This window comes from Flavobacterium sp. LMO6, from assembly GCF_009495795.1.
GTDB lineage: Bacteria > Bacteroidota > Bacteroidia > Flavobacteriales > Flavobacteriaceae > Flavobacterium.
Genome location: NZ_WIBH01000002.1, coordinates 118,846 through 145,407, shown reverse-complemented (window position 1 = coordinate 145,407; position 26,562 = coordinate 118,846). Strand labels below are relative to the sequence as shown.

At 31.7% G+C, this 26,562-nt stretch carries 19 protein-coding genes; 7 read left to right on the top strand and 12 right to left on the bottom strand.

Features of this window, described 5'->3' with window-relative positions:
• Positions 1 to 2: 2 nt before the first annotated feature.
• From GFJ99_RS03175 to GFJ99_RS03165, 3 genes are all read left to right on the top strand, one after another.
• Entirely contained in the window at positions 3 to 1,349 is a 1,347-nt protein-coding gene (locus tag GFJ99_RS03175) for an HlyD family secretion protein (protein WP_153207497.1), read from the top strand.
• Positions 1,349 to 2,737, top strand: coding sequence for a TolC family protein (locus tag GFJ99_RS03170; RefSeq protein WP_370454288.1), 1,389 nt, complete (start codon positions 1,349 to 1,351; stop codon positions 2,735 to 2,737). The genes GFJ99_RS03175 and GFJ99_RS03170 overlap by 1 nt, the downstream gene beginning before the upstream one ends.
• An 83-nt stretch (positions 2,738 to 2,820) precedes the next feature.
• The gene (locus GFJ99_RS03165; protein WP_153207496.1) at positions 2,821 to 6,423 is read left to right on the top strand and encodes a T9SS type B sorting domain-containing protein; all 3,603 of its coding nucleotides are present in this window, start codon (positions 2,821 to 2,823) and stop codon (positions 6,421 to 6,423) included.
• Between the two features lie 71 nt (positions 6,424 to 6,494).
• Here GFJ99_RS03165 and GFJ99_RS03160 read toward each other — a convergent pair whose 3' ends face one another.
• Both GFJ99_RS03160 and GFJ99_RS03155 read right to left on the bottom strand, forming a co-directional pair.
• Positions 6,495 to 6,830, bottom strand: a complete 336-nt coding sequence (locus GFJ99_RS03160) for an RNA-binding protein (protein WP_008256280.1) — start codon at positions 6,828 to 6,830, stop codon at positions 6,495 to 6,497.
• 213 nt (positions 6,831 to 7,043) lie between these two features.
• Positions 7,044 to 8,321, bottom strand: a complete 1,278-nt coding sequence (locus tag GFJ99_RS03155; RefSeq protein ID WP_153207495.1) for an acetyl-CoA hydrolase/transferase family protein — start codon at positions 8,319 to 8,321, stop codon at positions 7,044 to 7,046.
• 185 nt (positions 8,322 to 8,506) lie between these two features.
• On the opposite strand from GFJ99_RS03155, the gene map reads away from it, so the two are divergent.
• From map to GFJ99_RS03140, 3 genes are read left to right on the top strand one after another with little or no spacing between them, the layout of a single operon-like run.
• Complete coding sequence (map, locus tag GFJ99_RS03150) at positions 8,507 to 9,325, top strand: type I methionyl aminopeptidase (protein WP_153207494.1); 819 nt, start codon at positions 8,507 to 8,509, stop codon at positions 9,323 to 9,325.
• 49 nt (positions 9,326 to 9,374) lie between these two features.
• Positions 9,375 to 9,752: a GxxExxY protein gene (locus tag GFJ99_RS03145; protein ID WP_153207493.1), complete on the top strand. Its 378-nt coding sequence runs from the start codon at positions 9,375 to 9,377 to the stop codon at positions 9,750 to 9,752.
• 55 nt (positions 9,753 to 9,807) lie between these two features.
• Positions 9,808 to 10,572 carry a class I SAM-dependent methyltransferase gene (locus GFJ99_RS03140; protein ID WP_153207492.1) on the top strand — a complete coding sequence of 255 codons (765 nt, stop codon included), beginning with the start codon at positions 9,808 to 9,810 and terminating at the stop codon, positions 10,570 to 10,572.
• Between the two features lie 54 nt (positions 10,573 to 10,626).
• On the opposite strand, the gene GFJ99_RS03135 is transcribed toward GFJ99_RS03140, so the two are convergent.
• The 10 genes from GFJ99_RS03135 to GFJ99_RS03090 all read right to left on the bottom strand — a co-directional run bounded on the left by GFJ99_RS03135 (position 10,627) and on the right by GFJ99_RS03090 (position 25,119).
• Positions 10,627 to 13,434 (bottom strand): pitrilysin family protein, encoded by a 2,808-nt coding sequence (locus tag GFJ99_RS03135; protein WP_153207491.1) that lies wholly within the window; start codon positions 13,432 to 13,434, stop codon positions 10,627 to 10,629.
• Between the two features lie 92 nt (positions 13,435 to 13,526).
• A complete protein-coding gene (locus tag GFJ99_RS03130) occupies positions 13,527 to 14,543 on the bottom strand; it encodes an FAD:protein FMN transferase (protein ID WP_153207490.1) in 1,017 nt (338 codons plus the stop codon).
• On the bottom strand, positions 14,521 to 14,883 hold the full coding sequence (locus tag GFJ99_RS03125; RefSeq protein WP_008256265.1) for a hypothetical protein: 363 nt from the start codon (positions 14,881 to 14,883) through the stop codon (positions 14,521 to 14,523). Before GFJ99_RS03125 ends, GFJ99_RS03130 begins: the two co-directional genes overlap by 23 nt.
• 89 nt (positions 14,884 to 14,972) lie before the next feature.
• The gene (locus GFJ99_RS03120; protein WP_153207489.1) at positions 14,973 to 19,190 is read right to left on the bottom strand and encodes a M43 family zinc metalloprotease; all 4,218 of its coding nucleotides are present in this window, start codon (positions 19,188 to 19,190) and stop codon (positions 14,973 to 14,975) included.
• Positions 19,191 to 19,309: 119 nt separating this feature from the next.
• A complete protein-coding gene (gene nqrF / locus GFJ99_RS03115) occupies positions 19,310 to 20,596 on the bottom strand; it encodes an NADH:ubiquinone reductase (Na(+)-transporting) subunit F (RefSeq protein WP_008256263.1) in 1,287 nt (428 codons plus the stop codon).
• 18 nt (positions 20,597 to 20,614) lie between these two features.
• On the bottom strand, positions 20,615 to 21,226 hold the full coding sequence (nqrE, locus tag GFJ99_RS03110) for an NADH:ubiquinone reductase (Na(+)-transporting) subunit E (RefSeq protein ID WP_008256262.1): 612 nt from the start codon (positions 21,224 to 21,226) through the stop codon (positions 20,615 to 20,617).
• A gap of 28 nt (positions 21,227 to 21,254) precedes the next feature.
• A complete protein-coding gene (locus tag GFJ99_RS03105) occupies positions 21,255 to 21,908 on the bottom strand; it encodes an NADH:ubiquinone reductase (Na(+)-transporting) subunit D (RefSeq protein WP_008256261.1) in 654 nt (217 codons plus the stop codon).
• A 6-nt stretch (positions 21,909 to 21,914) separates the two neighbouring features.
• Entirely contained in the window at positions 21,915 to 22,604 is a 690-nt protein-coding gene (nqrC, locus tag GFJ99_RS03100; RefSeq protein WP_008256255.1) for an NADH:ubiquinone reductase (Na(+)-transporting) subunit C, read from the bottom strand.
• A 2-nt stretch (positions 22,605 to 22,606) separates the two neighbouring features.
• Complete coding sequence (locus tag GFJ99_RS03095; protein ID WP_008256253.1) at positions 22,607 to 23,767, bottom strand: NADH:ubiquinone reductase (Na(+)-transporting) subunit B; 1,161 nt, start codon at positions 23,765 to 23,767, stop codon at positions 22,607 to 22,609.
• A gap of 2 nt (positions 23,768 to 23,769) precedes the next feature.
• Positions 23,770 to 25,119 carry a Na(+)-translocating NADH-quinone reductase subunit A gene (locus GFJ99_RS03090; RefSeq protein WP_153207488.1) on the bottom strand — a complete coding sequence of 450 codons (1,350 nt, stop codon included), beginning with the start codon at positions 25,117 to 25,119 and terminating at the stop codon, positions 23,770 to 23,772.
• 194 nt (positions 25,120 to 25,313) lie between these two features.
• On the opposite strand from GFJ99_RS03090, the gene GFJ99_RS03085 reads away from it, so the two are divergent.
• Positions 25,314 to 26,561: a DUF5103 domain-containing protein gene (locus GFJ99_RS03085; protein WP_153207487.1), complete on the top strand. Its 1,248-nt coding sequence runs from the start codon at positions 25,314 to 25,316 to the stop codon at positions 26,559 to 26,561.
• Position 26,562: the final 1 nt, after the last annotated feature.

Genomic DNA, 26,562 nt, shown 5'->3' with positions numbered 1-26,562 from the left:
TTATGTTAAACATAACAAATAACAGAATTGAAAATTGGGTTGATATAAATAAATACAAATCATCCAAAGTTTTTGAAGACAACAAAGGCTATCAAAACATAAAAAAAACAATCTGGGTTTTAGGTATACTTTTACTTGTATTTTTATTTTTACCATGGACACAAAATGTTTCAGGGCAAGGATCAGTAACTACCTTAAAACCAAATCAACGACCACAAGCCATTCAGACTATTATTGGTGGGCGAATTGAAAAATGGTATGTTCAAGAAGGCGATTTTGTAAAAAAAGGCGATACCATTATATTTATTTCAGAAACAAAAGAAGACTACTTAGATCCTGATTTAGTTGAAAACACTGGCAATCAAGTAAAAGCAAAAGAAAATGCTGCTATATCATATTCAGATAAAGTTTTAGCGTTAGAAAATCAAATGAGTGCTATTCAAAATGAAAAAAATCTGAAATTAAAACAAGCTCAAAATAAACTGAAACAAGCTTATTTAAAAGTTCAAAGTGATAGTATCGATTTTGAAGCAAGTAAGACTCAATTAAAAATTGCAAGAACACAGTACAATCGTTCTGTAAATTTAGAAAAAGAAGGATTAAAGCCTATGACTGATGTTGAAGAAAAAAGAATGAAACTTCAAGACACAGAGGCAAAAATAATTACGCAAGAAAACAAGTATATTACTAGCAAAAATGAAGTATTAAATGCTACAATGGAGCTTAACAGAATTAGCGCAGAATATGCAGAAAAAAATGCAAAAGCGAGTAGCGATAAACAAACCGCATTAAGTTCGCAATTTGATACAGAAGCGCAAGTAAATAAACTTAAAAACCAATATAAGAACTATCAAATTAGAAATGGAATGTATTACATTACCGCCCCACAAGATGGCTATGTAAACAGAGCATTACAATCAGGTATTGGAGAAACCATAAAAGAAGGAACATCTGTGGTAAGTATTATGCCTGCTAATTTTGAAATTGCTGTAGAAACGTATATCGATCCAGTTAATTTTCCGTTAATAAACAAAGGCGAAAAAGTTCGTGTTTGGTTTGATGGTTGGCCTACAATTGTATTTAGCGGTTGGCCAGGTGCTTCTTTTGGAACATTTGGTGGTGTAATTGTGGCAAAAGAAAATTTTATCAGTCAAAACGGAAAATATCGTGTTTTAATTGCTCCAGACCCACAAGACAAAAAATGGCCAAAACAATTAAGTATAGGAGCCGGAACACAAACATTAGCCTTGTTAAACGATGTGCCAATTTGGTTTGAAATTTGGAGAACTTTAAACGGATTCCCGCCAAACTTTTACGAACCAACATCAACAGAAAAAACAAAAAAATAATGAAATCGAAACTATTTTATTTATTTCTTTTCTTTTGTAGTAATCTAAGTTTATTTGGACAAGATACCATGACCGAATTCAGCTTTAATGAATTTTTGGGTTATGTAAAAAAATACCATCCACTTGTAAAACAAGCCGATTTAAAACTGAATGAAGCTCAAGCAAATTTAATGCAAGCGAGAGGTGCATTTGATCCAAAAATAGAAGTAGAATACAACGAAAAGCAATTTAAAAACAGTGAATATTATTCTATTTTAAATAGTAGTTTTAAAATTCCGACTTGGTATGGAATTGAATTAAAAGCCGGATTTGATAATGCCGAAGGAATATATGTAAATCCAGAAAACACCTTACCTAATAGCGGATTAAATTCTTTAGGAATTTCTGTACCTATTGGTCAAGGATTGTTCATTAATCAACGCATGGCCGATATAAGAAAGGCTAAAATTGCTAGAAATTTAAATACGGCAGAAAGAAACCTTCAGGCCGTTGAAGTTATTTATGCGGCTTCTGTAAGTTATATGAGCTGGAAAAGAAGTTTTAACGAAGTTAAACTTTATGAAAACTATTTAGAAAATGCTTTAATTAGATACAAGGGAGTAGCAAAATTAATTGAAGAAGGAGACAAACCTGCAATTGATAGTATAGAAGCTGGAATTGCCGTTAAAACCAGAAGATTAAATTTAGAAGATGCTAAACTTAAACTTACAAAAGCAAAATTAGAATTATCAAATTATTTGTGGCTTGAAAACAATATTCCTTTAGAATTAAAAGACAATTTACAACCCGAAGATTTTCTTTCTAAATCTATAAAAGAAACACTGCAAATAAATAAACTTGCACCAATTGACCTAGACAATCATCCTAAAATTTTAGCAATAGACTCAAAAATAGCAATGTTAAAAGTAGATCGAAAATTAAAAGCAAATTCATTATTGCCAAAATTAGACTTAAGTTATAACTATTTATCGGAACCAAGTTACATTGATAATTATCGTTTAGAAAATTATAAAATTGGAGTCAATTTTTCATTTCCCATATTTCTTAGAAAAGAAAGAGGAAGTTTAAAATTAGCCGACTTAAAAATTCAAGATTCCGAATTCGGATTACAATTTGAAAGAAAAAACCTGGAAAACAAAATTAATTCTCAACAACAAGAAATTGTTTCACTTGAAATTCAGCAAGATTATAACACCAAGCTAGTTAAAGATTTTACTACTTTGTTAAATGCAGAAGACCGATTATTTGAGATGGGAGAAAGTTCATTATTTATCATAAATTCAAGAGAGAATTCTTTAGTTAGTTCTCAACTTAATGAAATTGCTCTTGAAAACCGATATTTAAATGCAATTATTGGCCTATATAAAACTATTGCAAATCCGAACTAAAATTGAGCATAAAATAAGGAAAATTGTTAATTATGCGGGTTTAATACGAAAAAGTAATAAATTAGCAATCCCAAACTATAAACATGAAAAAAACAAATCCTTATTTATTAATTTTTATACTTTTTATAAGTATAAGGTCATTCGGCCAAGGAGGAGCATCTTCTTGTGCCGAACTAGCTGCTAATCCTGCAGCGTATCAATCTTGTGCCACAAATATTCCGTTCAGCAGTTCTGTTGGTGGAAATGGAGAAAATTTTAATTCAACTTGTATTCCTACACAATATGTAGGCCCTACTTGGTTTTTTATCGAAATAGATAATCCTGGAAATGTCACGTTACAAATTAGTCAACAAAATTTGGCTGGAAATGGTTCCGATGTGGATTTTGTACTATGGGGACCTTTTCAAAATTTAAACAACATTTGTAATCAATTAAATCCTGCAAATGAAATAGATTGTAGTTATTTACCAGACAACGTTGAAACTGTCAATATTCCTAATAGTAATGCAGGTGATTTATATGTAATTGTTATTGATAATTACTCTGGTCAAGCAGGAAATATATCTGTTACGCAAACAGGTGGTAGTGGAAGTACCAATTGCGATTTCTTATCTTCTGTTAGTCTGAACAATATTGATGGTTCGGTATTAACTAATTTAGATTATTGTAAACCTGACTCTAAAGAAATAGTAGCAACAATTGATATTTCTGACTTTCCGGGCGTTCCTGCTAACTTAAGATTCAATTACACTTGGTTTAAAGATGGAGTGCAAATAAATGCAATTTCAAATGCTACTTCTTCCACAAATAATCTAATTGTTACCGAAAGCGGCATTTATAAAGTGGTTACCACCGCCTATGATATTACCGTAAATCCGACAGGAAGCTTAACTGGTTTAAGAGTGAGTGAATCTGAAGCTAATTTAAAGTTTCATGTAAAACCCGATGTTAGTATCTCAAATTCGAATACTATTTGTTTAAATACAAATCCAGAATTAACATCAACAATTATAAATATTACAGATTTAAGTTCTACCATTGACATTTTAAACTATCAATGGTATCGAAATAATATAATTATTAATGGTGCAACTACACCTTCATTCACACCTACTTTACCAGGAGATTATTTCATAAAAATTACGAATTCTCCTTGTTCAGAAACAGATTCTAATGTAATAAGAATCATTGCAAATCCAAGTGTTCAAATTGCAACTAACACCTCAATTTGTGAAGATGACACCTATACTATTACATCTACAAACGCGAATGCTAGTTTAAATAGTACTTTAACCTATCAATGGTATAAAGACGGAGTAATAATTCCTGGTGCAAACAATTCTTCATACAACGTAAATAAATTAAATCAAGCATTAAACACTACTTCTCAATATTATTTAGAAACAGTAGAACAAGGAACTTGTACAAATACCTCAAACACAATTTCTATTACTATCAATGCTTTACCAATAATAAATACAGTTGCTACTACTTTAGAACAATGTGATTATATTGGCAACACATTAGATGGAATTGCTGAAACCAATCTTTTGCAGCTTTATAATTACTTTACAAATAATACTACTGGATTAACTTTGAATTTTTATTCTGATTCTGGGTTAACACAATTAATTCCAAATCCTACGAATTACATTAATACGAGTTCTCCATTTTTACAAACTATTTATGTTAAAGCCGTAAACGAAAATGTAACTCCAAACTGTACATCATCTGGCGTTGGAAATTTTATACTACAAATTAATCCAACAAGTGTTGCAAATTACCCTGACATTCCAGCTGTTTGTCCGGAAATAAATCTAAACTACGGATTTGTTAATTTTGATGCGCATCGTGTTTTAATTAAAAACACCTATTTTCCAAGTTCTGATGTAGCAATTTCTTTTCATTTAAATACATCAGATGCTTCAACTGGATTAAATGGACTAAATAATTCAAGTCAAATACCTGTTGGAACAACAACTATTTACACAAGAGTAATTTCAAACACAACTCAAAGTTGTGAAGGAATTGGAACTTTTAATGTTATTGTTTCACAAGCCCCTTTACAAAATAATATTGCGAACGAAAATTTATGTTTGCTAGATTCGTATTTATTAAGCATTAAAGACGTAGAAGCATTAGCAGGTCAAAATGCAACAGTAATAGTTTCCTATTTTAACACATTTGACAACGCAAGAGATAATATTTTAGTGATTAACAAAAATATACCGCTTCCATTAACATTAGGAACGAGAACTGTTTTTGCACGATTATTTGATTCACTAACACAATGTTTTTCAATAGTAAGTTTTAACTTAACTGTTTTTCCAAACCCAACGATTGTTCAGCCATCACCAATTCGTCATTGTGGAGATATTACAGCAACTTTTAATTTAGAAAGTAGAATTAATCAAATCATTAATGGAAATTTAAATTATCAAGTTACTTTTTACGCTAATAATTCAGACGTATTAAGTAATAATGCTATTACAACTCCTGACAATTACACTAGTGGCACAACAACCATAATTTGTAAAGTTGTAGATGCGACTAATAATTCATGCGAATCATTTACTACATTAAATTTAGTAGTAATGGCTAATCCTGGCAGCATTAATAATCCAACACAAATAGAATTATGTAATGATTCTGGTTTTGAATATTTTGATTTAACTACAAGGGAATTACAAATGGCAGGAGCTACTCCTATAAATACGATAGAATTTAAATATTATAAAGTACTTTCTGATGCTTTAGGTAATACGAATTCAAATCGTATAATGGCGCCAACTAATTTCTTAAATACTACAATTAATTTTCAAAAGATATATGTTAGATTAAATAGTAGAACAAACATTGATAGCGAATCTGGACTAGCTTGTTATAAAATTTTAGAATTAGATTTATATGTAAGACCTTATCCAGAAAACAATCTTTTAAAAGAACCTTACACAATTTGTGTAGATCAATTAAACAATATAACCTATCCTGTTGAAATAAAAACGCTATTAAACAGTAGCGATTATACTTTTCAATGGTTTACTGGTTATGATGCATTATCTGGTAATGAAATTCTTGGAGAAACTAGTACTTCTTTTACCACTTCAACTGTTGGTGAATATTCAGTAGTTGTTACAAACATTTCAAATGCGGCTAATTGTTCTTCTGTATTTAATGCAAGTACAGAAAATTCAATTGTACCTAATACACTTTCAATTACACCAAACGAATTAATTGCTTTTGGAATTGAAAATACGGTAACAGCAATTGTAACCCCAGTGTCTAACGATTATTTATATTCTATAAATGGATCTTATTTTCAAACCAGCAATGTATTTACAAATATTCCAGGTGGCGATTATACATTAACTGTTATCAATAAATATGGTTGTGGAAATATTAGTGCAACATTTACAATTGTAGATTACCCAAGTTATTTTACACCTAATGCAGATGGTTATAATGACACTTGGAATATTAAAGGTAGTAGTGCCTTAGATGCTGCAATTATTAAAATCTTTGATAGATATGGTAAATTAATAAAACAAATTGACCCTAATAGTGAAGGATGGAATGGAACTTTCAATAACAAGCTACTTCCTTCTACAGATTATTGGTTTACTATTGAATATATAAAAGACAACGTAAAGAAAGAATTTAAAGGTCATTTTAGTTTAATACGATAAATTAAAAAATAGAGCAATAAAAAAGCCTTCGCAATGCGAAGGCTTTTTTCCGTTTTATATCCAAAAATATATTAGTAACGACCTCTTGAGTTGTTGTCTCTATTGTTAGAGAAACCACCTCTACTTCCACCAGCGTTACGATCGAAGCTTCTTCTTTCGCCTTCTGGTTTTGGTTCAGATTTGTTAACAACGATTTTTCTACCTTCGATAGTTCCACCGTTTAATTCGTCGATTGCTTTTTGAGCCTCAGCATCATTAGCCATTTCAACAAATCCAAATCCTTTACTTCTTCCAGTAAATTTGTCAGAGATAATTTTAACTGATTCAACAGCTCCATACTCTTCAAAATAACCTCTTAAATCTGCTTCCTCTACACTGAAAGGAAGACTTCCTACAAAAATGTTCATCTATGAAAAATTTAATTCCTTACAAAGGTAGACTATTTAATGTTGCTAAAAGGTTAAAGTTTGGTTTATTTTCAAAAACAATGCTTTTTTGCTAAAAAATTCAAAATCAAAATGTTAGATTTTTTAAAATTTATCAAAAACTTTTACCTGTGTTTAGAGAATTTAAAAAAATAACAACCTTTTTTATTTATCTTAATCTATATTAAATTCATTTTATTTATGGCAACCCGTCATTTCATAATACGCACGATCTACAGCTTCTTGATGAGATGGATGAGCAATTTTTACCAATTCCGAAACACGTTGTTTTAAGGTTTTCCCATATAAATCGGCAATTCCGTTTTCTGTAATTATATAATGTACGTGAGCTCTGGTAGTTACAACACCAGCACCTTGTTTTAAATAAGGTACAATTCTACTTTCGCCTCTTTTAGTTGTAGAAGGTAAAGCTATAATCGCTTTTCCGCCTTCACTTAACGAAGCACCGCGAATAAAATCCATTTGACCTCCTACTCCTGAATACATGATACTACCAATAGAATCAGCACAAAATTGCCCGGTTAAATCCACTTCAATAGCCGAATTAATAGCTACCATTCTTGGATTTCTTCGAATACGAGCGGTATCATTCACCATAGAAGATTCTTTCATCTCTATAAACGGATTATCATCTACGAAATCATACAAACGTTTTGAACCCATTAAAAAAGTTGCCAAAGCTCTTCCTCTTAAAGTTCCTTTGTAATTACAATTGATGACATCATTTTCAATTAAATCGATTACTCCATCAGAGAACATCTCCGTATGTAAACCTAAGTCCTTGTGATTGGTTAATTTACTTAAAGCTGCATTAGGAATAGAACCAATTCCCATTTGCAACGTACTCTTATCTTCAATTAATGAAGCAACATAAGTTCCTATTTTTTCTTCTTCGGCTGTAAATGGAGTTACTTCATGAGCAAAAATTGGCACATTAACTTCTACCAGAAAATCAATTTCAGAAACGTGTAGAATTCCATCACCAAAAGTTCTTGGCATATTTGGATTAACTTGTGCAACAACTGTTTTAGCATTTTCAATTGCAGCCACAGTTGCCTCAACAGAAACACCTAACGAACAATATCCATGACTATCGGGTGGTGAAACATGTATAAAAACAACATCTAATTTCACAACATTTTTAGGAAACAATAAAGGCAATTCACTTAAAAAAACAGGTGTATAAGAACCATTTCCTGCTTTTAGTGTATGACGAACATTTGCTCCAATAAAAAAAGAGTTTACATGAAAGCTATCCGCTAATGCAGGATTTGCATAGGGCGCATCACCTTCTGTATGTAGGTGACATATTTCTACATCTCTAAGTTCAGAAGCTCTATCTGTTAAAGCTTTTGTTAATATTGTTGGTGTAGCCGCTGCTGCCTGAACATAGACCCTATCACCACTTTTTACTACTTGTACAGCTTCCGCTGCAGTTACATATTTTCCCATACCTAATGAAATTTATAGTACAAATTTATGTGGTAATTTAATAATAAAATATGACATTTCTCATTTTAAAGTAGGAAGTTAGAAGTAGGAAATTCCATGTAAAAAAGAGTATCATTTAAAATTAAAGTTATTCTTGAAATTGAAATTGCTCTCGAATTCGTATTTTTGTTTCGAAATTTTGTATTATGATTGTACTTAAAACCCTTGAAGAAATAGAATTAATGCGCGAAAGTGCTTTAATTGTTTCTAAAACACTAGGAATGATTGCAAAGGAAATTAAACCTGGCGTTACTACTTTGCATTTAGATAAATTAGCGGAAGATTTTATTCGTTCGCACGGAGCAGAACCTGCATTTTTAGGCATGTATGGATTTCCAAACTCGCTTTGTATGAGTCCAAACACACAAGTTGTTCATGGAATTCCAAACAACATTCCTTTACAAGATGGCGATATTATATCGGTAGATTGTGGTGCTTTTAAAAATGGTTTTTATGGCGATCACGCTTATACATTTGAAGTGGGAGAAATTGCTCCAGAAACAAAAAAGTTATTACAAGTTACTAAAGAGTCTTTATACGTAGGAATTCGAGAAACTAAAGTGGGTAATCGTGTTGAAGATATTGGTCATGCGATTCAGCAATATTGCGAAAGTCACGGTTATGGTGTAGTTCGTGAATTATGCGGACATGGTTTAGGCAGAAAAATGCACGAAGATCCTGAAGTTCCTAATTATGGAAAACGTGGTCGAGGGAAAAAATTAGTCAACGGAATGGTAATCGCTATTGAACCGATGATTAATCAAGGAACTAAAAACATCAAACAACATAAAGACGGTTGGACGATTACTACTGCCGACGGAAAACCAAGTGCACATTTTGAACATGATGTTGCTATTGTTAATGGAAAACCTGAATTATTATCAACATTTGCATACATATATGAAGCCTTAGGAATTGTTAGCAATGAAGAAGACGGATTGAGAGAGAAACCTTTAGTATTATAAATTAAACAAACACAGATTTCACAGATTATCACAGATTATATTTTTTAATATGCTTGACGAATATTACTTAAAAGACGAAACCTATAACACCATTGGATTGTGTATGGAAGTACATAAAGTTTTAGGTAAAGGACATAACGAAAATGTTTATGGTGATGCTTTAGAATATGAATTTAAAATAAATAATATTCCTTATGAAAGAGAAAAACAATACAACATCAATTATAAAGGCATAGTTTTACCCCGATATTATTTTTCTGACTTTACAGTCTTTGGAGAAATCATATTAGAATTAAAAGCAATTCAGACACTTACTTCTAGTGAAACCAAACAAGTGTTAAATTATTTAGCAGCTTCTAAAAATAAAATTGGTTTGTTAGTAAATTTTGGAGAAGACAGTTTAAAATATAAAAGAATAATATTATAAAGATTCAACAAAAAAGAATCTGTGAAAATTTGTGAAATCTGTGTTCAAAAAAAATATGAAAAAACTTTTTAAACTTATATTAAATACTATTCCGCGTCCGATATTGATTCGATTGAGTATTGTGGTTCGCCCTGTTTTAGCTTTTTTATTAAAGGGAAGTCGCTTTACGGATCCAATTGATGGGAAAAGCTTTCGTATGTTTTTACCTTATGGATATGGAACACAACGCAACAACGTTTTATCACCAAGTACACTTTCATTAGAAAGACATCGTTTACTATGGTTGTATTTACAAAATGAAACTGATTTTTTTACGGCGCCAAAGAAAATATTACACTTTGCACCCGAACAAGAATTTTACAAACGTTTTAAAAAACAAACCAATTTAGATTATACGACTACCGATTTATTCTCGCCTTTAGCCGATGTTAAAGCAGATATTTGCAATTTACCTTTTGAAGATAATTCGTATGACATGATTTTATGTAATCACGTTTTGGAACATATTCCAGATGACACAAAGGCAATGCAAGAATTATATCGTGTTTTAAAACCAGGCGGAATGGGAATCTTTCAAATTCCACAAGATTTATCACGTGATGTTACTTTTTCTGACGATTCTATTACCGATGAAAAAGAAAGAGCAAAAATCTTCGGACAATACGACCACGTTAGAGTTTACGGAAGAGATTACTTTGACAAACTAAGAAGCATTGGTTTTAAAGTTGATGAAGTAGATTACACCAAAAAAATCACACCCGAATTAGTAGAAAAATATTGTTTAGCAAAAGGGGAAATTATTCCAGTTTGTTATAAATAATAAAAATCCCGCAATTACTACAATTGCGGGATTTTGAATTTAATAAAAACCTCTTTATTCTTCCGGCATTAACATACCAATTACTTTATCTTTATCTAAATATTTCTTAGCCACATCTTGAAGTTCTTTAACGGTTAATGCATTCAATTTAGCTTCAAATTCAAATACTTCTTCTGGATTAACACCATCTGTATATTGACGTTTTAAAACTGACATCCAGTAGCGGTTATCTTTTAAGCTTTCTTTGTATTCTAACCTTGAAGCTTCTTTAAATTTATCTAAATCTACTTGTTCAGGACCATTCATAACTATTTTATTTAACTCCCTTAAAGCAGATTCGGTAAGTTTTTCAGCATTTTCTGGACCACAAGGAAATGAAATAGAGAAATTGTAACTTCCATAAGGCACTTTACTCATGCTTCCTCTTGCGCCTACTCCATAAACACCACTTTCATTTTCTCTAAGTTCTTCTACTAATTTTATAGTTAACACTTCGCCTAATGCTTTTAAAGCAAATGCTTCTTTTGCATCATATTTAGTATCTCCATAAATCATAATATTAACAGTACTTTTTGGATCTTTCCCTTTATTTACTATTTTTTTATGAGAGCCTTTTAACATTCTGTATCCTAAATCTTTTGCACTTTCTTTCGCACTATTATTTGAAGGTAATGATGCAATATATTTAGCAGAGAAAGCTTCTAATTGCGCCTCATCAAAATTTCCAACAAAATAAAAGTTAAAATCCGCTGCATTTGCAAAACGCTCTTTATACTTTTTATAAGCTAGTTCATAATCGGCTTTGTCAAAATCTTCTTCTTTTGGAAAACCTTTATATCTTGGATTTTCTTTATTTAAATACGTATAAAATTCATTTGAAAAATAAGATGCAGGTTGCGACATCATATTAGACATAAATCCTTTTTGCTTAGTAATAAAACCTGTAAATGCTTCTTTATCAAAATTTAAATCAGTAAAATAAGCATACGTCATTTGAAATAAATATTCTAAATCTTTTGGAGTTGAAGACCCATTTAATCCTTCATAAATACCATAAACATATGGATTTACTCTTGCTATTTTTCCAGTCATAAATTTATTAATGTCATTTTTAGACATTCCAGAAAAACCTGCTTCCGACAAACCGCCCATTGCTAATGAAACTCTAGCCATTTCATCATTTGTAAACAAATTTGAACCACCAAAACTTAGTGCTTCAAACATTACTTGATCGTTTTTAAAATCAGTCTTTTTGTACACTACAGTAGCACCGTTAGAAAGTTTTAAAGTAGTTGTTCCTAATTTCGAATTACTTTCTTTTGAAACGATACTTCCTTCTTTAACTTGATTTCTCAATAAACTTTCGGAAACTTTAGTTTCAGCATAAGCAGTTAGTTCACTTTTATTTACCGTTAAAGAATTTAACACTTCTTGTTCTGTTGGCTTAGCTAATCCTTCTTTCTCTGGACCTGTTAAGATAACCACTCTATTATCTTCTTTTAAATATTTAGCAATTAAAACGTTTGTATCTTCAACCGTTATTGTTGGTAACATTTTTTTAAAAATATCAAATGTCCATTCGATACTAGGTATTGGTTCTTTTTCTAGGAAATTTGATTGGTATTCCGAAACAAAATTTTCAGATTCATTTTTTTCTCTTTCGTTATATTGTCTTTCAATTTGAGAAAAATATTCTGCTTTTGCACGTTCTAATTCACCTTGTGTAAACCCAAACAATCTTACTCTTTCGTTCTCTGTTACTAAAACTTTTAAAGCTTCTAATTGTTTATCTTGGGAAACCATTGCAAAAGATTGAAACGCTTCTTTTGTTCGTGCAAAAGTTCCGCCATGATAAGTAAAACCAAAATTAAAAGGAGGATTTGGACTGTTTTGCAATTCCTCTAATCTATTATTTAGCATTGTAGAAAAAAGTCCTTGAGCTAGATATTCTCTAAAATCTGCAATTGTTACTACTTTTTTTGGTTCATCATAATCTTTATACAATAATTGTACTTGAGCAAATGCTGCTTCTTTATCAGACTCTACCGCTACAAATGTTTCTTTATGATTTGGAACATCATACGTTTTTCTCTCTTTTTGTTTTTTTGGATTTTTATATTTTCCAAAATGAGCAATCACTTTTTGTTCCATTTCAGCGACATCAATATCTCCAACAACAATTACTGCCATTAAATTAGGACGATACCAATCTTTATAAAAACTAGTTAATTTATCATATGTAAAATTTTCTAGAATTTCTTTTTGTCCAATAGGAAGACGTTTAGCATATAATGAATTATACATCATTTTAGGCATAAATCGACCCATCATTCTTTTATCAGCACCTAAACCTAAACGGTATTCTTCTAAAACAACACCTCTTTCTTTATCAATTTCTTCAGGAGTTAAAGTCGTATTAAAAGCCCAATCTTCTATAATTTGAAATCCTTTTTCAACTTTATCTTTATCGTCTGAAGGAATTGGTAAAAAGTAAACCGTTTCATCAAAACTAGTGTAAGCGTTTAAATGTTGACCGAATTTCACCCCAATACTTTGAAGATAATTTACCAATTCATTTTTTGGGAATCGTTTTGTTCCGTTGAAACACATGTGTTCCATGAAATGGGCTAAACCTTGTTGTTCGTCTGTTTCTTGAATTGAACCCGCATTTACAACTAAGCGTAAATCTACCTTTTCTTCAGGTTTTGCATTTTTACGGATGTAGTAGGTTAATCCGTTTGATAGTTTTCCAATTTTTACATTTGGATCAGTTGGAATTGGATCTTCAAGCTTAAATTCCTGCGCAAAAATAAATGCCGGAACAAATAGCAATAAAGAAATGGAAATTTTAAATTTCTTCATAAAATTTGATTTTGATTGGATAAAATTATATCTATAACTACAAAATCAAAAATTTATTATACAAGTTTTAACAATTAAATTCTTGTTTAGAATTATTCTTTAATTAATAAATTAAAGTTATCTGTAGTAAATTGTTGCATCTTATTTTGACTGTCTGAGTATAAAAGCATTACATATAATTCTGGATGTTTTTGAAGAAACAACTTACTTTCTTCCAAACTCATCAACATAAAGGCTGTAGCATATCCGTCAGACAAACCTGCGGATTTTGATAAAACTGTTGCACTTAAAACATTATTTTTTTGCGCTAATCCTGTTTTCGGATTGATGATATGCACAAATTTTTCACCTGTTTTCTCATCAATCATAACTTTACGATAATTTCCCGAAGTTGCCATTCCTAAATTTTCAAGGCTTACTTTAGCAATTAATGTGCGCTCTTCTGGCATTTGTAAAGGATCGTCTACTCCTACTATCCAATTTTTATTATCTATTGTATTTTTTCCTAAAGCAAATAATTCGCCACCTATTTCTACAATGGCATTTTCAATTCCTTTAGATTTTAAATAATTTACCACTACATCAACTGAATACCCTTGAGCAATCGCATTAAAATCGATATAGGTTTCGTTATGCTTTTTAGTTATTGTGTTATCGGAATTCAAATTAATTTTATCAAACCCAACATAATTAAGCAAACTATCAATTTGTGTTTGATTTAAATTTTTATGTTGACGATTAGGACCAAAACCATATGCGTTTACTAAAACCCCAATAGTAGGATCAAACAACCCTTCGGTTTCTTTACAAATTTGTTTAGAAAGATGAAACGTTTCTGTAAAAAAATCATCTACTACAACTGACGTATCACCTGCGTTTATTTTGGAAATTTTAGAATCTGTTCTATAGGTTGAAAGCGATAAATCAAAAGCAGTTAACAAAGAATCTATTTGATTTTTAGTTACATTTTCTTCGGTAGCAACAAACTTGATAGAGTAAGTACTTCCTTGAGCCTCACCTTGAATAGTGAAAATTTGGGTTTCGTTTTTTTTGCACGAAGTCAATACTACTAGTAAAACTAGTAAATTATAAAAGTTCTTGATAGCCATTGTAATTGATAATATAGTCAGATGTTGTGTAAACAGGTTTTTCAAAATCGTCAGCATTTGCTATACCAACTCCAGCAAACAATACTTTAGCTTTTTTTGTTTTAGCATGATTAATAAATGTTTCTATAAACAGAACATTTGGTTCATCTGGATTTATTGGGTATGGCACAGCCTGAACCATTACAAAATGAAGCGTATTTTGCGTATCTACACAAACAAATTGTGGATGCTTTTTTAATTGGCTATTAATTGCAATGAATTCAAAACCTTTTTTTTCTAGGTCTTTACCCACATGATTCATAGCAATTTGATGCAATTCTTGCTCGGTTAACTCTTCCATGTTACAAAAGTACGAATTGAATGGTTACAAATAAAAAAACCGACTCATTTCTGAATCGGTTTATTATAAATATTTATCCTCTTTGAAATTTATAAAATGATTTTTTGTGTGTAAACCTGACCATTTTTAAATTTTACCTTCAAAATTAATGTTTGATTATTTGTATTTAATAATGGTATAGAAAAAGTCTTATTATTTATTGAAATATTTTCGTAAAGTTTTCTACCCAACACATCAAACACATTGATTTCTTCAATATCTTCAGTAGAAGAAACTACATTAATAATTTTTGATTCTACATAAACAGTTAGATTGTTACTTGTAAAATCTTCAGCACTTAAAACAGTTGGTTTATAAATAATTTCAAATCGATTATTCAATATTCCTGCTACCGCTGTAAAACTATAAGGAGAAGATTTTAAATCATGTACAACATTATTTACATTATCTTTTATAAAAATATTTTGATTAGCAAACAAACCATCTAAAGCTCCAATTGCAATTGAATACTGACCATTTGAAGGAACTTTTACACCTATTTTAACAACATCTTCTTCTGAGAAAGGCAAAGCTTTTCCTTGAATCACCATTGGGTTATTCTCCAGTAACGAATAAATATTTTGATTATTTCTATAATTCGTTAAAGCATCATACAATCTATCTCTTCCATTAGTTGCTCTGTCGTTATAAGAAATAAGAGTTCTTGATGTTTCTGTAGTACTTACTAAGTCTAACCAAATTCTATGGTTTTCAAAATCATTTTCAATATTTGAAGTTCTATAAAACTGACTATTTGAAAACGTTTTATCTCTCATTGAATTATTAAATGTTACAGTGCTATTTGCTGCAGAACCTGAATTCATTAACACAAAGAAAGATTGACCTCCTCCAATTACACTTAGTGTCCCTGGACCACTAGTAGAACCTGCACCATTGATTGTTATATAATCTGAGGCAGAGTAATTTGAATTGAAATTATTATAAAATGAACTAGAATTTAAAGCAGTTGGCAACGTACTATGAGACCAAACACGAACAAAACCATCAATTTCTGAATTTGCATTTAAAAATGCATTTACTCCTATTGAAGATGGATAAGGATTCCCTATTAAATTCCAATTATCATCTGTGTCTGTTAATGTAATTCCACTAGAACTTACAGCACCAGAATTTAAGTTATCTCCTCGAGATATTACAGGTGAGTATACTCCGTTATTAGGAACTCCATTATTAAAATTAACCACCCAGTTTTGGTTAACCGTATTACTAAAACCATTTGGCGCTCTAACAATATATCCAACACCTGGATCCATTATTGAAGATGCATTAACCCAATTTCCTTGCCCAGAATTGGAATTTAATGCTGTTGGATTCCATGTCCAATAAAAAGCAGACGGAGTAAGTGGGGAAATATCATTAACATCAAAACCTGAAATTGGAGAAGACCAATAAACATAATCTTGTAATCTTACTGATGCTATTCTTTCATATGATATAGTACCTGTATTTATAGCCATATCATTTTCTTGAATTAAAGATCCATTATTAAAAATTGAGAAAGTACCATTATTGGTTAATTCATTCACAACTAAAACATAATTGTCTGCCTGGATATCAAAATTAAATCCAGAATTAACAACTAAACTACAGCATTCAAAACTTCCATTTAGCGCGGTGTCATAATCTCCATTAATTACAATTGCAATCTGTTTGTTAGGACTTCCATTTGACCACGTGGATCCATCCCAAGTAGAAACAATATCACCACAATTAATAGTAGATTTTGGTCCTAAAGCATAACCTCCAGCTAAATTTGTAGAAAATGTAGCCTGAAAAATAACATCTGATCCAAAAGCTACAATAGTTGCTGGAATTTCTTCAATATTAAAACCACTAAAATTAATATCATTTACTAAATTTACTGGGTTGTCTATAACTTTTATCACATGAAGTTCTGTTCTTGATTTACCTGTAGCTGTTTCCCAAGCCAAAACCTCTGCATTTGTATAATAGAATGAAACGGTATAATTTCCGGTTGAAGAATCATTCGTTGGATTGATATAAAATGTTTTTGCTAAAATTTCATTTGCAACATTTGTATCAATAAAAGGTCCAGTAGCAGCTCCTAATGAAACTTGACTTCTATCTACTTCAACAGTTGTACATCCATAATCAAAAGTGGAAGCATTTTGAATAGTTCCCATTACATTATTAGTAGCTGGATCAAACCAATGTACTGTTTCATTATTTCGTAATTGTACATTATCTTTATTAGCACTATTTACTGCTTCTTGAATTACAGCTACAGTACTAGAAAACACTCTTACATTGTCTATTGCCATTCCGTAATTCCATCCGCCTCCATCTCTATAACGAAAAGCAAGTCTAAGATTAGTTTGTCCTAAATATGCTGCTAAGTTAATTGTATTACCGTTAACCCAAGGAGTAGAAATAGCACCTCCACCTAACGCCGTACTTGTATTCGTTAAAGTTTGTATTGTAGTCCACGTAGCTCCTCCATTTGTAGAAATACGCACTTCGCCTACTTCAGCTAAAACTCCAGCTGAAAAAGCATGATCAAAAGTTAAAGTTGCGTTTGACAAGCCTGCTAAACTAAATACTGGAGAAATTAGCATGTCGTTATTTTTATTACAATTACAAGTGTCGTCATTACTAAAAGCAAATTGAGTTGCATTTGTATTTTGTATTGTCCAAAAAGCACTAGAAGCAGTAACCGCTGTACCTAATCTAAAAAAATCTGAACCTGCATTACCAGTAGAAGTAAAACCATTTGCACCTGTATTAAAATCTGCATTCATAATATCTACTGTAACAGATGGAGATGGTGCAAAATCATCATCATTAATTGTAACAAGGTGGTCTTTTAAAGTTCCTGATGTAATAACAGCATTACCACTCGTTGCAATATTCATTCCTATCAAAATATTCTCTGTTGACTCAACTTGTCCGTCGTTATAAATTCTAACGGTAACATTTCTGGTAGGAGTTGAACCTGCTGGAAAAATAACAGAAGCTGGAAAAATATCAAAATCTAAGCCTGAACCTGTAGCTGTTCCTGAAGTTGTAAATGTAACTGTTGCGTCAGCACTAGGAGCTAAAGCAATTCCTAAACTCAAAACAACATCTTGATAACCACAATCAGTAGCTTCATTTATAATTGTTTCATCTGTATTAAACCCTATAATTGGTGAAGGTGGTTGACATTTAGTTGAAGATGCTAATTCCATTCTCCTAGGAGAAACTGTAAAAACGGTACGAATTCTTGATTTTTGATCTTCAGTAAAAATGTTCATACAGGCATCATCGGTATAATCCATATAATTTTCAACCATATCTCTAGGATCAGGTGCAGGGTCAACACAACTATTTGTGTTTGGACATCCAAAATTGGCAGCATCTGAACCTGGAGTGTCAGCGCAAAAATCATCAACTGTGCAATTACCATCTCCCCATATATGACGCAATCCAACCCAGTGCCCTACCTCGTGAGTCATTGTTCTACCCAAATTATATGTTGGATTATAAGTACCAGCCGCATATGCTTGTGAGCCAAACGCATCAAAAGAAGAAACAACACCGTCTGTATTAGCAGCTCCACCACTTGCAGTCAAACCTCCTAAACCAGAATTGTCTGGAAACTGGGCATAACCTAATGTTCCTGCCATACCTCCACCAAAACGAACCGACCACATATTTAAATATTGTGTTGGATCCCAAATTGTGGTAGTTTTCATTGCATCTGTTGCAGCCATAGAATTATAACTTGCTACACCGGTATTAACACGATTTATACCATTAGTTGCTGCACCAAATGGATCTGTTTGTGCCATACAAAATTCTATCTCAATATCTGCTCCTATAGGATTAGTGTTGTAACCTGGAGTGCCTAACATGCGTCTGAAGTCTTCATTTAAAACTCTAATTTGAGAAAGCACTTGGTTGTCATTAATGTTCTCTCCTGTTCCAACGGCATCTCCATTATGAATTACATGAACAACAACCGGAATTGTTAAAATAGTCGCTCTATTCAAGGTTCCATTTGCAACTTGTCTCTTATATTGTTCGATTTTTGGCGCTAACCAATCTTCAAATTCATTAATAGTTCCTCTACTAGGATTTTGAATTCTGCTTAAAGAATCGGCCTCTGTTGACAAGCATCTTACAACTCCAAATCTACGAACAGATTCTTTGTTGTGTGAAGTAAGTTTAATTTGTTTTTTTTGATCATTTTGTGCTTTTGCAAAAAAAGCGACAAATAACAATAATAGTAGGTACGTTTTTTTCATTATAAATATAGTTTGGGACTAATTTGAACGCAATGTAATAAAAATTATACTTTAACAACTGTTAAAAAACAAAAAAACCGACTCATTTCTGAATCGGTTTTGGTATATATAAATTTGGACTAACCTCCAAAATCATCAAATCTGATGTTATCTGGGTCTAAACCAAAGTCTTCCCCCATTTTTTGAACAGCTTTGTTCATCATAGGTGGACCACAGAAATATAATTCAATATCCTCAGGATTTTCATGTTTAGACAAATAGTTATCAATTACAACATTGTGAATAAACCCAACAAATCCGTCTCCTTCTCCATCAACACCTTCTTTCACTTTCCAGTTATCTTCTGGAGCTGGTTCAGAAAGCGCTAAATAGAATTTAAAGTTAGGAAAATCTTTTTCTAATGCTCTAAAATGATCTGTATAAAACAATTCACGCTTAGAACGACCTCCATACCAATACGTAACTTTTCTTCCTGTTTTTACTGTACGGAAAAGGTGATAAAGGTGAGAACGCATTGGCGCCATACCAGCACCTCCACCAACATATAGCATCTCTGCTTCTGATTCGTTGATAAAGAATTCACCATAAGGTCCTGAAACCACAACAGGGTCTCCAGCTTTTCTTGAGAAAACGTATGAAGAAGCAATACCTGGGTTTACTTTCATCCAATCGTTTATAGCTCTGTCAAAAGGAGGCGTTGCAATACGAACATTTAACATAATTTTTCTTCCTTCAGCTGGGTAAGAAGCCATAGAGTAAGCTCTTTCCACCAATTCGTCATTTTTCATAACTAAAGGCCATAACTTAAACTTATCCCACTCTGCTTTGAATTTTTCAGGATCACCAGGATGTTCTTCTGGATGAGCTGTAATATCCATGTCAGAAAATTTAACTTCACATTTAGGAATTTCAATTTGAATATACCCTCCTGCTTCGTAATGCATATCATCTGGTAATTCAACAATAAATTCTTTAATAAAAGAAGCTACGTTGTAGTTAGAATATACTTTAGCTTCGAATTTTTTAATTCCAAAAACTTCTTCTGGAACTTCGATAACCATATCATTCTTAACTTTAACTTGGCACCCAAGTCTCCATCCAGCAGCTAATTCTTTTCTACTAAAATGAGGAACTTCAGTTGGAAGTGCTTCCCCGCCACCTTCAGTTACAATACATTTACATTGAATACATGTACCTCCACCACCACAAGCTGATGGTAAAAAGATTTTATTATTTCCTAGAGTTGAAAGAAGAGAACTACCCGATTCTACTTCAATTTCATTTTCTCCATTAATTTTAATACTTACTGGCCCAGAAGGCAGTAATTTAGCTTTTGCACCAAGTAATATTCCTACTAAAAGGAAAACAATGGTTAAAAACACTACAACACTTAATACTATTTCCATAAGTTAATTGTTTTCTAATTATATTTTAATACCCATGAAACTCATGAATGCGATTGCCATTAATCCCGTAATTAAGAACGTAATTCCTAATCCTTTTAATGGTGCAGGTACATTTGAATAAGCAATTTTTTCTCTAATAGCTGCAATAGCTAAAATTGCTAAAAACCATCCAATACCAGAACCTAACCCGTAAGTTGTTGCTTCTGTTACTGAATTAAATGCTTTTTGCTGCATAAATAAAGAACCTCCTAAAATAGCACAGTTAACAGCGATTAATGGCAAGAAAATACCTAAAGCACTATATAATGCTGGAGCAAATTTTTCAACTACCATTTCTACTAATTGTACCATAGAAGCAATTACAGCAATAAACATGATAAAGCTTAAGAAACTTAAGTCATATTCACCATATCCTGCCCATGCTAACGCTCCTGGTTTTAATAAATAATTATCTAATAAATAATTGATAGGCACTGTAATAGCTAATACAAATACTACTGCTACACCAAGTCCTACTGCCGTTTTAACCGTTTTAGAAACCGCTAAATAAGAACACATTCCAAGAAAATATGCGAAAATCATATTTTCAATGAAGATACTTTTTACAAATAAACTAGCTAATTCTTGCATTGTTATATATTTTAAATAGCAAAAGCTATTAGTTTTCTATTAATTTACGATTCTTAGCACGTTGCGCCCAAATGATTAAACCAACCACAATAAGTGCCATTGGAGATAATAACATTAGTCCGTTATTTTCATAACCCATTGCGTATAAGCCTGTAGAATCTGCAATAGTTGCTCCTTTATGACCAAGAACTTCAAATCCTAATAATTTTCCAGAACCTAATAATTCTCTAAAGAATGCTACTAAAACTAAGATTACACCATATCCTAAACCATTTCCTATTCCATCCATAAAAGATTTTCCTGGAGGATTAGCTAAAGCGAATGCCTCTAAACGTCCCATTACAATACAGTTTGTGATAATTAAACCAACAAATACTGATAATTGTTTACTAACATCATAAGCAAATGCTTTCAGTACTTGGTCAACTAAAATTACTAAAGCCGCTACAACTACTAACTGCACAATGATACGAATACGATTAGGAATTAAATTACGCAATAAAGAGATAATTAAATTACTAAAAGCCGTAACTACCATTACTGATAAAGCCATTACTATTGCAGGTTTTAATTGAACCGTAATAGCAAGAGCAGAACAAATACCTAATACCTGAACGGTAATTGGGTTATTGTCATTTAATGGATCAACCACTAAGGATTTTAAACTATTTTTTTCTGCCATGACTTCTTATTTTTGTTTATCAAAATAATTTTGGTAATGTGCTAATCTTTCTGCAACCATTGCAGAAACACCATTACTTGTAATTGTTGCTCCTGAAATTGCATCAACATCATTTGGAGTTGCGTTAGCTTTAACAACTTTTACTCCTTCAATTTTTCCTGAAGCATCTTTAATTTTTTTACCTACAAAACGGTCTTGAAACCATTTTTGAGTAATTTCTGCACCTAAACCTGGTGTTTCTCCTTTATGATCAAATACGGCACCTTTTACAGTATTCATATCTTCTTCTAAAGCAACATAACCCCAAATTGCATCCCATAATCCCGCTCCTCTTAAAGGAATGATATAGAATTTTTTACCACCTTCTTCTGCAAGATAAAGTGGGTATGTTTGTGCTGAAGCTGGTTTTGACAATTCTTCTTTTAAATCAACATTAAAAGCATCAACGCCATTTGCAACAGAACCATCTTCTTTTAAAGCTAATTTTTCTTTAATTACCGATTCAAATTTAGCTGCCGCAGCTTCTCTATCTACAACTACTCCTACAGAAGCAAGAATATTTTGCATCTTTTCTTTCTTAACATTTTCGTCCTGAGCTGGTTTTAATGATGTTGCAGTAAAAGCTAATAAAGCTCCTACAACCGTTACCATAATTCCTGCAAACAAAAAAGTATATCCGTTACTATTTCTATCCATGATTAAGCAGTTTTAAGTTGTTTTTTTGCAGCTCTTGCTTTTCTTCTTTTCACATTAGCTTCTACTACATAATGATCAATAGTTGGCGCGAACACATTTAATAATAAAATGGCTAGCATTACCCCTTCTGGATATGCAGGATTAAAAATTCTAATTAAAATACTAAAGAATCCAATTAAGAAACCATAAATATATTTACCTTTTGTAGTTTGAGCTCCAGAAACTGGATCTGTTGCCATAAAAACTATACCAAAAGCTAAACCTCCAACAAATAAATGATTTATCCATTCAAAACTCATTAAAGCATTTGCTCCCCAAGAATTGAAAGCAAAAGCAGTTAATGCAGCTCCAATAAAACCACTTACCATAATTCTCCAACTTCCAACTCCAGTGGCAACTAAAATAAGTCCACCAACTAAAATCCATAACGTTGAAGTTTCTGCTACTGAACCAGGTATTACTCCCGTAAACATGTCCATTGTAGAATAAGCTACATCTTTACCTGCTGCTAATTTACCTAAGATAGTCTCACCAGAAACAGCATCAACAGTAGAAGCATCAGCAACCCATACTTTATCTCCAGACATGAATGTTGGATAAGCGAAGAAAGCAAATGCTCTTGCTAATAAAGCAGGATTTAATATATTCATACCAGTTCCACCAAAAGCCTCTTTACCAATTACAACTGCAAACACAACTGAAAGTGCTAACATCCATAAAGGCAAATCAACCGGCATAACCATTGGAATTAATAATCCCGTAACTAAATAACCCTCATTAACTTCATGCCCTCTGTAAATTGCAAAAGCAAATTCTATTGCTAATCCAACCGCATAAGAAACGATAATCATTGGAATTACTTTCCATAAACCGAAAGTAAATAAATTTCCGAACGACATATCTGAACCTGAAATTTGTGAAAAATGTTGAAAACCTGCATTATAAATTCCGAAAATTAAAGCTGGAACTAATGCAAGAACAACAGTAATCATAGTTCTTTTTAAATCTACAGCATCGCGAATATGAGCTCCTTTTTTTGTTGTATGATTTGGAACATACAAGAAAGTATCAAGTGCATTAATCGCAGGTGCAAATTTTTCCAATTTTTGACCTTTCTCAAAAGGCTTCTTAATTTGGTCTATTTTATCTCTTAAAAATTTCATCTTTATCCTACTTCTTTAATCATTAAATCTAAAGACTTTCTAATAATATCTTGAGCCTCTAATTTAGATGTGTTAGTATAATCAATTAAAGCAAAATCTTCAGGCGCTACTTCATAGATACCTAAATTTTCCATTTTTTCGATATCATTTGCCATACAAGCTTTTAATAATTGCATTGGAAAAATATCAATTGGCATTACTTGCTCCATTTCACCGGTAACTACTAATGCTCTTTCCTCTCCATTTAAATTGGTATTAGGAGTATATTTTTTACCTGGCATTAAGAAAGATAAAGCGGTTCTTTGCATACTATGAACACTTGGAGATGCAAATGGCATCCAACCAAACATTCTATACACATTACCTTCTGGTATAACCGAAACAGTATTTGTGTAAAGATTTACAACACCATCTAAAGTTACTTTTTTACCGGTTAAAACATCTCCAGCAATAATTCTTACATTATCGTTTTTAATTTTCCCAGCAACTAAGTCACTCACTTGTGCTCCAGCAATTACATTATAATATTGAGGTTCCGAAACTTCAGAACCTACTAATGCAACTGTTCTGGTGCTGTTGAATTTACCTGTCAAAAATAATTCACCTATTAAAGCAACATCTTGAGGAGCAACTGTCCAAACTCTTTCTCCAGCACTAATTGGGTCAATTTTAGAAATTTGAACACCAACATTACCTGCAGGATGAGGACCATAAATTCTATGTAAAGCAACACCTTTTACATCACTAAAAATAGAGTTTCCTTTTCCTTTTAATGATAAATGAACTTTACCAGAAGTTAATTTTGCTAAAGCATCTACACCAACCTGAAAAGCAGCTAACTTGTTTTCTAAAACATACTCTGCGTCAGCTGCTAATGGAGCTGATGCATAAGTTGAAATAAAAATAGCTTTTGGCGTGTCAGCAGAATTAGCAATAACATCATAAGGACGTTGATTGATAAATGGCCAACATCCAGAAGCTAACAAATGTTCTTTTACTTCTTCTGTTGATAAATCGTTAGGATTTTTCTTGCTATGCTCAACGCAAATATCCTGAGAATCAGCAGCAATAAGAATCTCTAAAATGACTCTTTTTTCACCACGTTTGATCTCTTGAATTTTTCCGCTTACAGGAGCAACAAATTTAACTTTCTCATCTGATTTAGAATAGAAAATTACTTCTCCCGCTTTAACGTTATCTCCTTCTTTTACTACCATCTTTGGAGTTACTCCATGGAAGTCAGAAGGTTTAACAGCATAGACTTTCGAGCGAGTGGCATCAGCTATCTTATGAGCTGCTTCACCCTTCAACTTAAGGTCTAAACCTTTTTTAATTCGAATGTCTTTTGACATATTTTTGAAGATATGATTGTTAAAAAATTTACTATAAAACGTGCAAATTTAATCAATTACATAGCAGCATACCAAAAATAAAGTTGGAGATTTAGTTTATTTATAATAATTCTAAATTATAAAGCGTTAATATATTAACAGGATTAGCAATTGTTATCAAAGATTTGTTATTTTTACATCTTTATTACTTTAAAATGAATAAATTTTTTTTCATATTTAGTCTTTTATACAGCCTTATTCTTTTCTCACAAAACGGAATTGAAAAAGATCCTCCATTTAACATAAAGACTATATCTTTTACTGTTAACAATAATAATGTAATCCCTTTTTTTAAACTAGGCGAATCATTCGAATTAAGATTTGACGATCTTTATGGTGATGAAGCAGATTACTATTACACCATTACACAATACAACTACGATTGGTCTGGACTTTCAGACCTTGCAAAAGTTGAATATTTAAACGGAATGGATAATCAACGAATTATTACGTATGAAAATTCGTTTAATACATTACAATTATATTCGCACTACAAACAAGTATTTCCAAATCGATTTAACCAAATTACTAAAAGCGGGAATTATATGATTACTGTTTTAAATGATGAAGGAGAAATTGTTTTTAGTCGTCGATTTATCATCTACGAAGAGCAAGTATCGATAGGATTATTAGTAAGAAGAGCTAGAGATTTTGATAGCCTTGATGGCAAACAAAACATTGAAATGACAATAAATTATGGCGATAGAGTTTTACAAAACCCTATTCAGAATGTAAAAGTTACGATTTTTCAAAATGGAAACTGGAAAAACAGTATTTCAAACATTAAGCCTCAGTACACTTTAGGATCTGAATTAATATACAGATACAATAAAGAAACACAATTTTGGGCTGGCAATGAAACTTATAGCATTGATAACAAAATTATTAGAGCAACGAATAACACTGTAGCAAAAGTAACTTCAGGAGACAACATTTACAACACTTATTTATACATAAATACACCTCGGAAAAAACTCCCTTACACCTATTTTCCTGATATAAATGGTAATTTTTTTATTCAAAATGCAAACGCAGCAAATCCACAAATTGAAGCAGATTACTCTTGGATTTATTTCGGACTTAACACTTCCAATTTATTTGATAAAGACATTTACATTGTGGGCATGTTCAACAATTATGCGTTAACAGATGAAAATAAAATGGAGTTTAATAAAATTTCGAATATGTATGAAAAAGCAATTTTATTAAAACAAGGATTTACAAATTACGAATACGTTATTACCGATAAATCTGGAAAAATAGATTATGAAAATGCAATTGATGGTAATTTTTTTCAAACTGAAAATAACTACACCACAATTGTATATTACAGAGGAAATAACGAACGATACGACAGAGTTATCGGAATTGCAAATACAAATAGTGAAGTTATCCGAAATTAAG

Bases quoted from the DNA above. Each gene is read 5' to 3' on its own strand.
- GFJ99_RS03175 (WP_153207497.1), top strand. From the start codon at position 3: ATGTTAAACATAACAAATAACAGAATTGAAAATTGGGTTGATATAAAT.
- GFJ99_RS03170 (WP_370454288.1), top strand. From the start codon at position 1,349: ATGAAATCGAAACTATTTTATTTATTTCTTTTCTTTTGTAGTAATCTA.
- GFJ99_RS03165 (WP_153207496.1), top strand. From the start codon at position 2,821: ATGAAAAAAACAAATCCTTATTTATTAATTTTTATACTTTTTATAAGT.
- GFJ99_RS03160 (WP_008256280.1), bottom strand. From the start codon at position 6,830: ATGAACATTTTTGTAGGAAGTCTTCCTTTCAGTGTAGAGGAAGCAGAT.
- GFJ99_RS03155 (WP_153207495.1), bottom strand. From the start codon at position 8,321: ATGGGAAAATATGTAACTGCAGCGGAAGCTGTACAAGTAGTAAAAAGT.
- map (WP_153207494.1), top strand. From the start codon at position 8,507: ATGATTGTACTTAAAACCCTTGAAGAAATAGAATTAATGCGCGAAAGT.
- GFJ99_RS03145 (WP_153207493.1), top strand. From the start codon at position 9,375: ATGCTTGACGAATATTACTTAAAAGACGAAACCTATAACACCATTGGA.
- GFJ99_RS03140 (WP_153207492.1), top strand. From the start codon at position 9,808: ATGAAAAAACTTTTTAAACTTATATTAAATACTATTCCGCGTCCGATA.
- GFJ99_RS03135 (WP_153207491.1), bottom strand. From the start codon at position 13,434: ATGAAGAAATTTAAAATTTCCATTTCTTTATTGCTATTTGTTCCGGCA.
- GFJ99_RS03130 (WP_153207490.1), bottom strand. From the start codon at position 14,543: ATGGCTATCAAGAACTTTTATAATTTACTAGTTTTACTAGTAGTATTG.
- GFJ99_RS03125 (WP_008256265.1), bottom strand. From the start codon at position 14,883: ATGGAAGAGTTAACCGAGCAAGAATTGCATCAAATTGCTATGAATCAT.
- GFJ99_RS03120 (WP_153207489.1), bottom strand. From the start codon at position 19,190: ATGAAAAAAACGTACCTACTATTATTGTTATTTGTCGCTTTTTTTGCA.
- nqrF (WP_008256263.1), bottom strand. From the start codon at position 20,596: ATGGAAATAGTATTAAGTGTTGTAGTGTTTTTAACCATTGTTTTCCTT.
- nqrE (WP_008256262.1), bottom strand. From the start codon at position 21,226: ATGCAAGAATTAGCTAGTTTATTTGTAAAAAGTATCTTCATTGAAAAT.
- GFJ99_RS03105 (WP_008256261.1), bottom strand. From the start codon at position 21,908: ATGGCAGAAAAAAATAGTTTAAAATCCTTAGTGGTTGATCCATTAAAT.
- nqrC (WP_008256255.1), bottom strand. From the start codon at position 22,604: ATGGATAGAAATAGTAACGGATATACTTTTTTGTTTGCAGGAATTATG.
- GFJ99_RS03095 (WP_008256253.1), bottom strand. From the start codon at position 23,767: ATGAAATTTTTAAGAGATAAAATAGACCAAATTAAGAAGCCTTTTGAG.
- GFJ99_RS03090 (WP_153207488.1), bottom strand. From the start codon at position 25,119: ATGTCAAAAGACATTCGAATTAAAAAAGGTTTAGACCTTAAGTTGAAG.
- GFJ99_RS03085 (WP_153207487.1), top strand. From the start codon at position 25,314: ATGAATAAATTTTTTTTCATATTTAGTCTTTTATACAGCCTTATTCTT.